Source organism: Streptomyces sp. NPDC002888 (assembly GCF_042888465.1).
In the GTDB taxonomy this organism is placed as follows: domain Bacteria; phylum Actinomycetota; class Actinomycetes; order Streptomycetales; family Streptomycetaceae; genus Streptomyces.
Genome location: NZ_JBIAPU010000018.1, coordinates 88585 through 100650, shown reverse-complemented (window position 1 = coordinate 100650; position 12066 = coordinate 88585). Strand labels below are relative to the sequence as shown.

Sequence of the window (12066 nt, the reverse complement as noted above, 5' to 3'; positions counted from 1 at the left end):
CTCTCACCGGAGCAGATAGGGCATGTTGACCGTGACGGCTCCGGTGGGACAGCGGGCCGCGCACGGGCCGCAGTACCAGCACTCGTCGACGTGCATGTACGCCTTGCCGTTGCTCTCGTCGATGGCGAGGGAGTCCAGCGGACACATGTCCACGCAGAGCGTGCAGCCGTCGATGCACTTCGACTCGTCGATGGTCACGGGCACGTCGGCCCGCTGGGGCACCAAGGGCATGGCGGTCTCCAGAGATTTCCTGAGATTTCCCGCGCGACTGTGAACCGGTGAGGTCCTGCCGAACGATGAAGGGGTGAAGCGCGGTACGAGGGAAGGCGAGGGGAGGGGAAGGGCGATGAGGGTGTCAGCAGGAGCGGTGCAGCAGACCGCTCATCGTGATGCGGTCGCCGCGGAAGCGGATGAACTCCAGGTCGACGGGCCGGCCGTCGGCGAGGTGCGTGAGCCGTTCCAGCATCAGGACGGCCGCACCGCGCGGGGCCTCCAGTACGGCGGCGGAGTTGGCGTCCGCGCTCACCGCCTCCAGGGTGATCTCGGCGTGGCCGAGGGGCCGGCCGGTGATGGATTCCAGGAGGCGGAAGACATCGGTGTTCTCCAGGTCGCAGTCGAGGAGGGTGGTGCCGATGTCGAGGGGGACATAGGTGAGGTCGAGGGAGAGGGGAAGGCCGTTCAGGCGGCGCAGACGCTCGATGTAGAGGACGTCGGCGCCGGCTGGGACACGGAGGCGGTCGGCCACCGGTGCGGGTGCGGGGACGGGGCCCATGGTGCGGACCTCGTTGGTGACGTTGCCGTGCTCGCGCAGGGTTTCCGCGAGGCCCATCAGGCGGTCGAGTCCGTGGGGGTACTTCTGGGCCACGACCACCGTGCCGACGCCGGGCTGGCGTTCCACGAGCCCCTCCGCGCGGAGGAGGTCGAGGGCCTGGCGGACGGTGTTGCGGGAGGCGCGGTAGTCGGTGGCGAGGATGGTCTCGTGCGGCAGGGTGCCGGCCGCGAAGCCGCCGGTGAGGATCTGGTGGCGGAGGAGGTCGGCGAGTTGCCGTGCCTGATCGGCGCGCAACCGACGCCGCGCACGGTGGGCGGCGACGGTGGTCGCGCCCTGGCCGGCGTGGTCTCGGATGCGGTCGGTGGGCGGCATGCCGGAACCATATCTACCCGGTAGGGATAGTGGTGTTGCGGAAGTGTTGCGCCAGTCTTCGAGGCGTCAGATAAGGAGCTGACCTGCTGTTTCTCTGAACGGTGAGCAAGATCTGCCACCTTCTGCCCCACCCGGGGGCGCGTTCGCCCGTGTCGCAGCGGCCCGGCTACGTGAGTGCCGTCAGCCCGGGGGCGAACGTGATGAGCAGGGGCAGCAACGGCACCAGCGCGGCCACCGTCGTCGTCAGGGCCCGGTCCCTGCGGCCCAGGCGTGGGGGCGGTTCGAGGAGACGGTCGACGCGTTCGCCGAGGAGGCGGTGGCTGGAGGCGCAGGACAGGACACCGCGGTGCTGGTTCAGCTCGATCAGGGCCAGGGCCGTCGTCAGGTGGCCGCAGCGGCGGGAGGCCGTGTCGTCGGCGGCGAGTTCGACCAGGCGGTGCGTCTGGTCGCAGAAGTGGGCGAAGAGAGGGATACGGGGGAAGCCGGTGGCCAGGGCCGTGGAGAGGTGCAGGAGCCAGTCGTGGTGGGCGCGGGCGTGGCCGCGCTCATGGGTGAGGACCGCGTCGAGCTGGTGGGCGGTGAGGCGGTGCAGGGCTCCGGTGGTGACGATCAGCTGGGGCGGGTGGCCGGGCAGCCACCAGGCGTCGGGATACTCGTCCTCCAGCACCAGCAGGGGACCGCGAGCCGGCCCCAGCCCTGCGGGCAGGTCGGGGGCGCGTTCGCGCAGGTGGGCGCGGGCCCTGCCGCGGCGGCGGCGCGCCTCGACCAGCTCACGGGCGAGCATGGCGGTGGTCCACGCGGCACCACAGGCCAGCAACAGGGTGAGGGCGGCCGCCCAGAGCGGCGCGGTGGACAGGTCGTACGCCTCGGTCACCGCCGTCGGCGCGGGTGCGAAGACATGGACGCGGACGGTGTGGAAGACGGCGGCCGCGCCCAGGACCAGAGCGGTCAGGCAACACAGCAGCACGGTGGCTACCAGGCACTGCCACACCCACAGCGCCACCACGGGTTCCCGCTCCGGCCACACCGCCCGGGTCAGCGCACGCGGGACCGGCACGGCGGACGTCAGGGCGACGGCGCTCAGCAGGAGCAGGCAGACAGTCATGCCACGGGCTCCGGATCCTGGTCGGAAGGCGGGAGGAGTGAGGCACTGCGACGTACGGGGGTGTGGTTCACGTGTGCGGAGGGCGCGGCTCACCGCGCGGTGGGCGGCCTCGTCCATGGGCGCCCACCGCCAGTATGACGGTGGGCGCCCATGGAGTCAGCCCGATGCGCGCTCGGCGGGCTCACCCCGGCAGGATCCGCCCGGTGACCTCGCCCAGGCCCACCCGGACACCACCAGGGCCGGGGGCCCAGGCCGACAGGGTCACCACGTCGTCGTTCTCCAGGAAGGTGCGCTTGCCGTCGGGCAGTTCGAGGGGGTCGCGTCCGTTCCACGTCAGTTCCAGCAGGGAGCCGCGCTCACGTTCGGTGGGGCCGCTCACCGTTCCCGAGCCGTAGAGGTCGCCGGTGCGCAGGGAGGCGCCGTTGACGGTCATGTGGGCGAGTTGCTGGGCGGCCGTCCAGTACATGGTGGAGAAGGGGGGCTCGGAGACGACATGGCCGTTGATGGCGACGGAGATCCGCAGGTCGTAGCCGCCGGGCTCCTCCTCCGAGTCGTCCAGATACGGCAGCAGCGGGTGGGTGCGCTGCGGGGGCGCCACCCGTGCCTCCTCCAGCGCGTCGAGCGGGGTGATCCACGCGGACACCGACGTGGCGAAGGACTTGCCGAGGAACGGGCCGAGGGGGACGTACTCCCAGGCCTGGACGTCCCGCGCGGACCAGTCGTTGAGGAGGAACAACCCGAAGACGTGCTCACGGAAGGCGGACAGCCCCACCGGCTTCCCCCGGTGCGAGGGCACCCCGACCACGAAGCCGACCTCGGCCTCGATGTCCAGGCGCACCGACGGGCCGAAGACCGGCTCCGGGTCGGAAGGGGCCTTGCGCTGGCCCGACGGCCGGATGACGTCCGTGCCGGAGACGACCACCGTGCCGGAGCGGCCGTGGTAACCGATCGGCAGGTGCTTCCAGTTCGGGGTCAGGGAGTCCGCCGCGTCCGGGCGGAAGATGCGGCCCACGTTCCGGGCGTGGTTCTCGGAGGCGTAGAAGTCGACGTAGTCCGCGACCTCGAAAGGCAGATGCAGGGTCACCGAGGACAGGGGGTGGAAGAGCGGTTCGATGACGTCCTGGTGCGAGGGCACCGTCACCCAGGCTGTCAGCGCGCGCCGCACGTCCGACCAGGCCGTGCGACCGGCGGCGAGGAGCGGGTTCAGCGAGGGCCGGGCGAGCAGGGAGGCGTACGGCGAGCCGAGTGCGTGTGCGGCCGCGCCCGCGTCGAGGACGTGGTCGCCGAGGCGGACACCGACCCTGCGGTCGGCCGGATCGGAGCCGGCGGGGGTGAAGACGCCGTACGGAAGGTTGTGCGGACCGAAGGGGTCGCCCTCGGAGACGTCGAAGGGGGGCATGGGGTGGCTGCCTCACTCTCACCATGTGTCGCGAACCATGTGTGTGCCGCATACCGTCATGTGGCCGCGCCACACGTTACGGCCGAGTTGCCGCTCTTGGGCAGTGTCCAAAGACGCTCTTGGGCAGTGTCTAAAGAGTTTGCAATGTCCGAATTGGGCTTGTGGGAGGGGGTAATTCCGGCTTAGCGTCCTTTGGGGGGACACGGACGGGGTGGGTCCGGTCCGTGGGGACACGTGGGGGGACCCGTGGCCAGTCATGCCGTCAGTGTGCCGTTCGAACCCGATCGGGACGTTCCGGGCCTGATCGTCAAGTTCGGTGACTATCCGCTGCACCACGGCGGCGTCGGTGCGATCCGCAGCCTGGGCCGGCTGGGGGTCCCGATGTACGCGATCGCGGAGGACCGGTACACGCCCGCGGCCGTCTCCCGATACCTGGAGCGCGCGTTCGTGTGGCCGACGACGGGCACCGAGGAACCGGACCGGCTGGTGGACGGGCTGTTGCGGATCGGGCGCCGGATCGGCCGGCCGGCCGTCCTCGTGCCCACCGACGAGGAGGCCGCCGTCCTCATCGCCGAACACCAGGACGTCCTCAAGGAGTCCTTCCTCTTCCCACGTGTCGACCCGGGGCTGCCGCGCCGCCTCGCCAGCAAGCAGGGGCTGCACCAGCTGTGCGTGGAGCACGGCATACCGAGCCCGCAGGCCGCCTTCCCGCAGTCGTACGACGACATCGTCGCCTTCGCGGAGAAGGCACCCTTCCCGGTGGTGGCCAAGAACCGCGAGGCGTTCGTACGGCGCGAACGGCCCGCGGTGAACGGCACGACCAGGATCGCCACCCGCGAGGGCCTGCTCGCCCTGGCCCGCGGCTGGGGCCGGGACCCCGGGGTGATCCTCCAGGAGTACCTGCCCCGGGAGGACGCCGAGGACTGGATCGTGCACGCCTACTTCGACCAGGACTCGACCCCGCTCGCCATGTTCACCGGTGTGAAGGTCCGTTCCTGGCCGCCGCACGCGGGCATGACGGCGAACGCGTACGTGGTCGACAACCCGGAACTCGCGGATCTCGCCGCGCGTTTCATCAAGCAGATCGGCTTTACCGGAATCATCGACCTGGACCTGCGCTTCGACCGCCGCGACGGGCGGTACAAGCTCCTCGACTTCAACCCGCGCATGGGCGCCCAGTTCCGGCTCTTCGAGAACGAGTCGGGGGTGGACGTGGTCCGCGCCATGCATCTGGATCTGACCGGGCGCACCGTTCCGGAGGGGGAACAGCGAGCCGGCCACCGGTACATCGTGGAGAACATCGACCTGCCCGCCCTCCTCGCCTACCGCCGCAGCGGCTACACGACGCCGCACGCGCCCCGGCGGGCGAGCGGGACGGAACTGGCCTGGCTGGCGGGTGACGACCTGCGGCCGTTCTTCACGATGCTCGCGCGCTTCGTGCGGCCGGGCGCGAAGCATCTCCATCAGTTGTGGCGGACCAACCGCCGCGGCAACGGCAACTCCACGAAGTAGGCAAGACGTCCTGGGGAGGGACTTCGTGATCCAACCGGTAGCAGTCATCGGCGCCGGGCCCTTCGGCCTGTCGACCGCCGCCCATCTGAGGGCGCGTGGCCTGCCCGTCCGTGTCTTCGGCGACCCCATGGTGAGCTGGCGCGACCACATGCCCGCGGGCATGCTCCTGAAGTCGACCCCGGTGGCCTCCAACATCGACGCCCCGCAGCACGGCCACACCCTGGCCGACTACTGCGACGCGGCCGGGACACGGCGGCTGGTGACCGACGAGGACATCATTCCCGTCGAGACCTTCATCGACTACGGGGAGTGGTTCCAGCAGAAGCTGGTGCCCGAACTGGAGCGGGTGCGGGTCGTGTCCGTGGACCGCAGCCGGGCCGGGGGCTTCGAACTGAAGCTGGACTCCGGCGAGTTGTTCACCGCGCGGGCGGTCGTCGTCGCCACCGGCCTGTCCGGGCTGGCCCACCTGCCTCCGGAGCTGGCCACGGCCGCGGCCGACGGACCCGCTCCCACGGGCCCGGTCTCCCACAGCTCCCAGCACCACGACCTCACCCGCTTCTCCGGCCGCGAGCTGATCGTCGTCGGCGCGGGCCAGTCCGCGCTGGAGACGGCGGCGCTGGCGGCGGAGGCGGGCGCACAGGTGCGGGTGGTCTCGCGCGGGCGCGGCCGGGTCGCCTTCGGCGCGCCCCCGTGGCACCAGCCCAGGCTGCGCCCCGAGTCGCCCTTCGGACGGGCCTGGTCGCTGTGGGCGCTGACCTACTACCCGCACCCCTACCGCCAGCTGCCGGCCCAGGCCCGCCACTACCTGGTCCGTCGTGTTCTCGGGCCGCTCGGTGCGTGGTGGCTGCGCGACCGGTTCGAGGGCAAGGTGCAGGTCAGCGAGGTGGACCGGGTCGTACGGGCGGATGCGGCGCAGGACGGTACGACGTTGACGGTCCGCACCCACGGCGGCCGCACGGAGCGGCTGTCCGCCGACCACGTCGTCGCGGCGACGGGCTATCGCGTCGACCTCGCCGCGATGGACTTCCTCGGCCATGAGCTGCGCACCGAACTCGCGGTCAGCCGCGGGACACCGAAGCTGGGCGCGGGATACGTGTCGTCCGTGCCGGGGCTGTACTTCACGGGGCTGCCGGCCGCGGCGTCGTACGGCCCGGTGATGCGGTTCGTGTGCGGCACGGAGTTCGCCTCGCCGAGGCTGGCGCGGCATCTCGCGTCGGCGCACGGCTGAGCCGGACGCTGGTAGAAGGGAATCCCGGAAGACTCCCGGAAGACTCCCGGAAGAAAGAAATCTCCGGCTGACGTCGGCAGGCCTGTCACACCGGCAGGCCTGTCACACCGGCCTTCTCCGCTCCGTCAGTGCAGTGAAAGCGCCTCACCAACGGCGACTGACCACTGACGCAGGAGAAAGACCATGCAGGCTCGCATGCAGAACCCCGCCAATGTCCTCCCCGGCGCCATGAAGGGCATCGGCAGCCTCCTCCAGGCGATCGGGGAGGGCGACCTCCCCCAGGAGGTCGCCGAGATAGTCGGGCTGCGAGCCAGTCAGATCAACGGGTGCAGTGCCTGCGTTCACGCGCACACGCAGAACCTGCGCAAGGGGGGTGCGAGCGAGGAGCGCATCGCGTCCGTCGCCGCCTGGCGCGATGCCCCGTTCTTCGACGACGCCGAGCGCGTCGCGCTGAGGCTGGCGGAGGCGATGACGCGGCTCGCGGACCGGTCCGAGGAGTCGGTGCCGGACGCGCTGTGGGACGAGGTGGCCGACCACTTCGACGAGAAGCAGCTGTCCGCTCTGCTCCTCACCATCTCCCTCACCAACATGTTCAACCGGATCAACACCACCATCAAGGAGCCTGCGGGCACCACCTGGGGGTGAAAACCCGACCACGGCAGGGGAGTTGAAAGGCGCGGCGGGGCTGCGGTGGGAGCCGTCGTCGTCCGGTTCGCGCTGAGTCGAGGGGCGTGTCCTGTCCGTATTCTCTGATCATGGCCGCACCCACCGCATCTGACGAGCGCACCGCGTACTCACTCATCGCCACCGACCTGGACGGAACGCTGCTGCGCGGCGACGACACCGTCTCCGACCGGTCCTTCGCCGCGCTCGCGCGGGTGGCACGGGCGGGTGCCCAGCACCTCGTCGTGACGGGACGGCCGGCGCCCCGGGTGCGTCCGCTCCTCGACGACCTCGGCAGCAGGGGGCTCGCGGTGTGCGGGCAGGGCGCACAGGTCTACGACGCCGGCGCGGGCCGTCTGCTGTGGTCGGTCACCCTGGACCGGGAGTTGGCGGAGACAGCTCTCGAGAAGGTCGAGGCCGAGGTGGGCCAGGTGTACGCCGCGGTCGACCAGGATGGCGTCGACGGGCTCACGCTCATCGAGCCCGGGTATCTGATGCCCCACCCGACCCTTCCCGCCGTGCGGGTCGGACGGCGCGCCGACCTGTGGTGCGCGCCGATCAGCAAGGTCCTGCTGCGCCATCCCGACCTGTCCGACGACGAGTTGGCTGCGACGGCGCGCGGAGTGGTCGGCTCCCTCGCGACGGTCACCATGTCGGGACCGGGGACCGTCGAACTCCAGCCGTGCGGCATCACCAAGGCAACGGGCCTGGCGCTGGCCGCCGAGCACCTGGGCCTGAGCCCGGCGGACACGATCGCTTTCGGGGACATGCCCAATGACATCCCCATGTTCGACTGGGCGGCCCGTGGCGTCGCGATGGCCAACGCCCACCCCGAACTCAAGGCCATGGCCGACGAGGTCACCACGTCGAACGAGGACGACGGCATCGCCGTCGTCCTCGAAAGACTGTTCCCACAGGCCTGACGGGGAGGGGGCTTCCCGCCAGGCCTGACCGGTTGCCTCCCGTCAGGCCTGACCGGTTGCCTCCCGTCAGGCCCGACCGGTGCCTCCCGTCAGGCTCGACCGGGGGTGCTTCCCGCCAGGCCTGACGGGGGAGGGGCCCCCTGCCCGGAATCCGCGAGGGCTACGGGCAGGGGCCCCCTCCCCCGCCAGGCCTGACGGGGGAGGGGACAGGGCGCTCTGATACGCGCCGACTACTAGTACGCGCCGAAGACGTTGTCGATCGAGCCGTAGCGGGCCGCCGCGTAGTTGCAGGCCGCCGTGATGTTCGCGATCGGGTCGTACGGGTCGAACGACGTGCCGGGCACGTGGTAGGCCTGGAACGTCGGGTCGATGACCTGGAGGAGGCCCTTGGACGGGGTGCCGGCGGCCGCGTTGGAGTCCCACAGGTTGATGGCGTCGGGGTTGCCCGAGGACTCACGCATGATGTTGCGGTAGATCCCGTCGTAGGAACCGGGGATGTTCCGCTCGGCCATGATGGCGAGCGACCCGCGGATCCAGCCGTCGAGGTTGTTCGGGTACCCCATGACCGAAGCGCTCGTCACGGTCGGGGTGGCGGCGGAGGCACTGGTCGCGCCGATGAGCGGCAGCGCGAGCACGGCGGCGCCGGTGCCGGCGACGGCGAGGGTGCGAACGAGGCGGGACGTGCGGGTGCGGCGGGGCAGGCCGGCAGCGGGCATGGCGAATTCCTCTCCGTCGCCTGCGAGGTGAGCTGTCGGGTTCGGGCTGGGAGATGCCCGGCCGGCCGCCGAACGGCGACGTGGCTTCACCCCGAGCCGGTCCGGTGCGATGCCCGGCCCGGCGACTTACCTGGGTCCCCCGCTCCTGCCGTACGTGAGTGAGTTCGTCGATGGGTTGCGGCGGGCGGCGGCAGGATTCGGCGTCCGCCCGACAGGCCGGGAACGTATGCGAGAGCACATGTCGGGAACAAGTAGTGGATACACGTCTCGCCCCATTGACCTTGGTCTGAGGCGTATGGGGCACTTGATCCTTTGCGGCTGCCAAGGCTCAACTCGGTGACTGGCAAAGGGGGAAGGTGGCGTGCGGTGAAGTGTCCGAATAAACCCGCACGTGACCCAATTCACTGCGCGCGCATCCTCAGCTCATATGCCACCAAGGGGAATTGAGAAATCAATTGCGGCAAATCGGGCGCAGCGCGTCCATGGCTGGATGACATGAATCCCTGCTCGCGGGTAAGCCGATGAATGTCCCGCCGTATCGGACGATCAAAGACATGCAGTCCGATTTCGTACCGACCGGACGGTATGGAAACTTCCGGCGTCTCCCGCCCGAGCGACGTAGCCGGTGGGAGGGGCGGGGGGCATCAGTGATCGAAAGGTGACCGGATACGCTGACTTGAGTGATGGCAGCGACCTATCGACAAACCATGTAAGCGCCGGTAGACACCAGCAGACAGGAGACCCCTCGTGACCGTCGTCGGGCCGTTCGGGCTGAGCGTGCGGGACCAGGTTCTGGAAGCCGATGTCCAGGCCGGAATGGCGGCCGTCGAGGAAGGTTTGCTCGAAGCCACCAAGAGCGAGGTCCCCTTCATCACGGAAGCCGCGCAGCACCTCGTGCGAGCGGGGGGGAAGCGTTTTCGGCCACTTCTGGTGATGCTCGCGGCGCAGTTCGGTGACCCGTACGCGCCGGGGATCGTGCCGTCGGCGGTGGTCGTGGAGCTGACCCACCTCGCCACGCTGTACCACGACGACGTGATGGACGAGGCCGATGTGCGGCGCGGGGTGGACAGTGCGAACACGCGCTGGGGCAACTCCGTCGCGGTCCTCACCGGCGACTTCCTGTTCGCGCGGGCCTCGCACATCCTGGCCGACCTGGGGCCGGAGGCGGTCCGGGTCCAGGCGGAGGCGTTCGAGCGGCTGGTCACGGGCCAGATCCTGGAGACGGCGGGCCCCACGGACGGGCGCGACCCGGTCGAGCACTACCTGGACGTGCTGGGCGGCAAGACCGGCTCGCTGGTCGCGGTCTCCTGCCGGTTCGGCGCGATGATGTCCGGCGCCGACGAGACCGTGGTCGACGTCCTGACGCAGTACGGCGAGCGGCTGGGGGTCGCCTTCCAGCTCGCGGACGACGTGCTGGACATCGCCTCCGACTCGCACGAGTCGGGCAAGACGCCGGGGACGGACCTGCGCGAGGGCATCCCGACCCTTCCGGTGCTGCGGCTGCGCGAGCGGGCGGCCCGGCTCGGGCTGTCCGAGGACATCGCCCTGTGCGAGCTGCTGGACTCCGACCTGACCGACGACGCCCGGCACGCCGAGGCGCTGGCGGCCCTGCGGGCGCACCCCGCGCTGGAGCAGGCGCGGCAGGACACGGTGCGGTACGCGAAGGAGGCCCGGGCCGCACTGGTGCCGCTGAAGGAGTGCGACGCGAAGGTCGCCCTGATGGAGCTGTGCGACGCGGTGGTGCACCGGGCCGGCTAGGGCCTTCGGTTCTCTCGGAGCACCCAAGGTATGTGATGTGCGTCACGTCACCGATGCCGTGTCGGTCGCCTGTTCCTGAAGGGCCGAGCTGTTCGGCCCGCGCGGCGGCGTCACCCGTACGACCCCTACGGGTCGGGGGAGGCGCCGCCTCCTCATGTCATACCGCAGGCGTACATGGAGTTGAGTCCGCGGGTTGACGCAACCCCCCGGCGGATTTGGTCAGATGGACACCACGGAAATCACCACTCCTCACCGATTCGGGTGAGAATGGCTGCCCGGGGTGGAAGACGGACACGCGGGATGGGCAGCCGCCGCCGACGACGGAGGTAAGGCACACATGGCACCGTACGCATCCGATGACAGCACGACCGCCGGGGAGGGCGACGACCTGCGCTCCGGACGGCGCAAGGCCGCGAGGTACGTCGTCCCGGTCGCGGTCATGGGGGTGGCGGCGGCGACCATCGGGCTGGTCCCGGCGCTCGCCGACTCCGGTGACCCCGACCTGCCGAAGGTCAGCGCGCAGCAACTCATCGAGAAAATCGCCCAGTCGGACGTGCAGCAGCTGTCCGGCACCGTGAAGATCAGCACCGACCTGGGCCTGCCCGACCTCGGCGGACTGGAGAGCGGCCTGCTTTCCGGCGCCACGCGGTCCGGCGAGGGCGACGGCTCGTCCGCGGACCCGTCCGCCAAGCTCACCGAACTGGCCTCCGGCACGCACACCCTGCGCGTCGCCGCCGACGGCCCCGAACGGCAGAAGCTCTCGCTCCTGGAGAACGCCGCCGAGTACAGCCTGATCCACAACGGCAAGGACGTCTGGGGCTACGACAGCAAGTCCAACGAGGTCTACCACGGCACCGCCTCCGAAAGCGCGGAGAAGAACGGCAAGAGCGACAAGAGTGAGAAGCGGGAAGACGTCCCCGCCACTCCCAAGGACCTCACCGAGGAGGCCCTGAAGTCGGTCGACGACACGACTTCCGTCACCGTCGACGGCACCGTTCATGTCGCCGGCCGGGACGCCTACAAGCTGCTCATCAAGCCGAAGCAGTCCGGCACCACGGTCGGCGCGATCAGTGTGGCCGTGGACGCGAAGACCGGGCTGCCGCTGAAGTTCACGCTGACTCCGGCGAGCGGCGGCGCGGCCGTGGTCGACGCCGGCTTCACGCAGGTCAGCTTCAGCAAGCCGGCCGCCTCCACCTTCGACTTCGCCCCGCCGAAGGGCGCGAAGGTCACCGAGGACGAGAACGCCGACCACGCCGACCGCGGGCAGCGGAGCCCGAAGTCCGAGAAGGACCTCGGCAAGGAGCTCGACGGCCTGAAGACCCTCGGCGAGGGCTGGAACTCCGTCGCCACCTTCGACACCGGCGGCGAAAGTGTCCCCTCCGGCGCCGAAGCCGGCGGTGACCTCGGCGGGTTCCTCGGCTCCCTCGGCGACCAGGTCAGCGGGAAGTTCGGCAAGGGCACGGTGTTCTCCACCCGCCTGGTCAACGCCCTGATCACCGACGACGGCAAGGTCTACGTCGGCGCGGTCACCAAGGACGCCCTGGTGAAGGCGGCGAACTCCGGAAAGTAGGAGAGCGGAGAGCAGGAGAGCGGAAAAGCAGGAGAGCGGGAAGCGGGA

Annotated in this window: 11 protein-coding genes and 1 riboswitch; of the genes, 6 read left to right on the top strand and 5 right to left on the bottom strand. The window is 70.3% G+C overall.

Annotated features, from left to right (window positions below; all coding sequences use genetic code 11):
- Positions 1-3: 3 nt before the first annotated feature.
- The 4 genes from ACFYWX_RS27865 to fahA all read right to left on the bottom strand — a co-directional run bounded on the left by ACFYWX_RS27865 (position 4) and on the right by fahA (position 3648).
- Entirely contained in the window at positions 4-231 is a 228-nt protein-coding gene (locus tag ACFYWX_RS27865) for a ferredoxin family protein (protein WP_030790138.1), read from the bottom strand.
- 124 nt (positions 232-355) lie between these two features.
- A complete protein-coding gene (locus tag ACFYWX_RS27860) occupies positions 356-1144 on the bottom strand; it encodes a GntR family transcriptional regulator (RefSeq protein ID WP_389426850.1) in 789 nt (262 codons plus the stop codon).
- 166 nt (positions 1145-1310) lie between these two features.
- Entirely contained in the window at positions 1311-2249 is a 939-nt protein-coding gene (locus ACFYWX_RS27855; RefSeq protein WP_389426849.1) for a M56 family metallopeptidase, read from the bottom strand.
- A 181-nt stretch (positions 2250-2430) separates the two neighbouring features.
- Positions 2431-3648 (bottom strand): fumarylacetoacetase, encoded by a 1218-nt coding sequence (gene fahA, locus ACFYWX_RS27850; RefSeq protein WP_389426848.1) that lies wholly within the window; start codon positions 3646-3648, stop codon positions 2431-2433.
- A 267-nt stretch (positions 3649-3915) separates the two neighbouring features.
- Here fahA and ACFYWX_RS27845 point away from each other — a divergent pair, with 267 nt between their 5' ends.
- The 4 genes from ACFYWX_RS27845 (at position 3916) to ACFYWX_RS27830 (ending at position 7974) form a co-directional block, all read left to right on the top strand.
- Positions 3916-5160 (top strand): ATP-grasp domain-containing protein, encoded by a 1245-nt coding sequence (locus ACFYWX_RS27845; protein ID WP_389426975.1) that lies wholly within the window; start codon positions 3916-3918, stop codon positions 5158-5160.
- 25 nt (positions 5161-5185) lie between these two features.
- On the top strand, positions 5186-6388 hold the full coding sequence (locus ACFYWX_RS27840) for an FAD-dependent oxidoreductase (protein ID WP_389426847.1): 1203 nt from the start codon (positions 5186-5188) through the stop codon (positions 6386-6388).
- A gap of 183 nt (positions 6389-6571) precedes the next feature.
- Positions 6572-7033: a carboxymuconolactone decarboxylase family protein gene (locus ACFYWX_RS27835; RefSeq protein ID WP_389426846.1), complete on the top strand. Its 462-nt coding sequence runs from the start codon at positions 6572-6574 to the stop codon at positions 7031-7033.
- A 110-nt stretch (positions 7034-7143) separates the two neighbouring features.
- Positions 7144-7974, top strand: coding sequence for an HAD family hydrolase (locus ACFYWX_RS27830; RefSeq protein WP_389426845.1), 831 nt, complete (start codon positions 7144-7146; stop codon positions 7972-7974).
- 233 nt (positions 7975-8207) lie between these two features.
- Here ACFYWX_RS27830 and ACFYWX_RS27825 read toward each other — a convergent pair whose 3' ends face one another.
- Positions 8208-8690: a transglycosylase SLT domain-containing protein gene (locus ACFYWX_RS27825; RefSeq protein ID WP_389426844.1), complete on the bottom strand. Its 483-nt coding sequence runs from the start codon at positions 8688-8690 to the stop codon at positions 8208-8210.
- A gap of 4 nt (positions 8691-8694) precedes the next feature.
- Positions 8695-8870: riboswitch (cyclic di-AMP (ydaO/yuaA leader) on the bottom strand.
- Between the two features lie 567 nt (positions 8871-9437).
- On the opposite strand from ACFYWX_RS27825, the gene ACFYWX_RS27820 reads away from it, so the two are divergent.
- A complete protein-coding gene (locus ACFYWX_RS27820) occupies positions 9438-10448 on the top strand; it encodes a polyprenyl synthetase family protein (protein WP_389426843.1) in 1011 nt (336 codons plus the stop codon).
- A 337-nt stretch (positions 10449-10785) separates the two neighbouring features.
- A complete protein-coding gene (locus tag ACFYWX_RS27815) occupies positions 10786-12018 on the top strand; it encodes an outer membrane lipoprotein carrier protein LolA (protein WP_389426842.1) in 1233 nt (410 codons plus the stop codon).
- The last annotated feature ends 48 nt before the right edge of the window (positions 12019-12066 follow it).

Excerpts from the sequence above, each read along its gene's own strand:
- ACFYWX_RS27865 (WP_030790138.1), bottom strand. The coding sequence starts at position 231 with ATGCCCTTGGTGCCCCAGCGGGCCGACGTGCCCGTGACCATCGACGAG.
- ACFYWX_RS27860 (WP_389426850.1), bottom strand. The coding sequence starts at position 1,144 with ATGCCGCCCACCGACCGCATCCGAGACCACGCCGGCCAGGGCGCGACC.
- ACFYWX_RS27855 (WP_389426849.1), bottom strand. The coding sequence starts at position 2,249 with ATGACTGTCTGCCTGCTCCTGCTGAGCGCCGTCGCCCTGACGTCCGCC.
- fahA (WP_389426848.1), bottom strand. The coding sequence starts at position 3,648 with ATGCCCCCCTTCGACGTCTCCGAGGGCGACCCCTTCGGTCCGCACAAC.
- ACFYWX_RS27835 (WP_389426846.1), top strand. The coding sequence starts at position 6,572 with ATGCAGGCTCGCATGCAGAACCCCGCCAATGTCCTCCCCGGCGCCATG.
- ACFYWX_RS27830 (WP_389426845.1), top strand. The coding sequence starts at position 7,144 with ATGGCCGCACCCACCGCATCTGACGAGCGCACCGCGTACTCACTCATC.
- ACFYWX_RS27825 (WP_389426844.1), bottom strand. The coding sequence starts at position 8,690 with ATGCCCGCTGCCGGCCTGCCCCGCCGCACCCGCACGTCCCGCCTCGTT.
- ACFYWX_RS27815 (WP_389426842.1), top strand. The coding sequence starts at position 10,786 with ATGGCACCGTACGCATCCGATGACAGCACGACCGCCGGGGAGGGCGAC.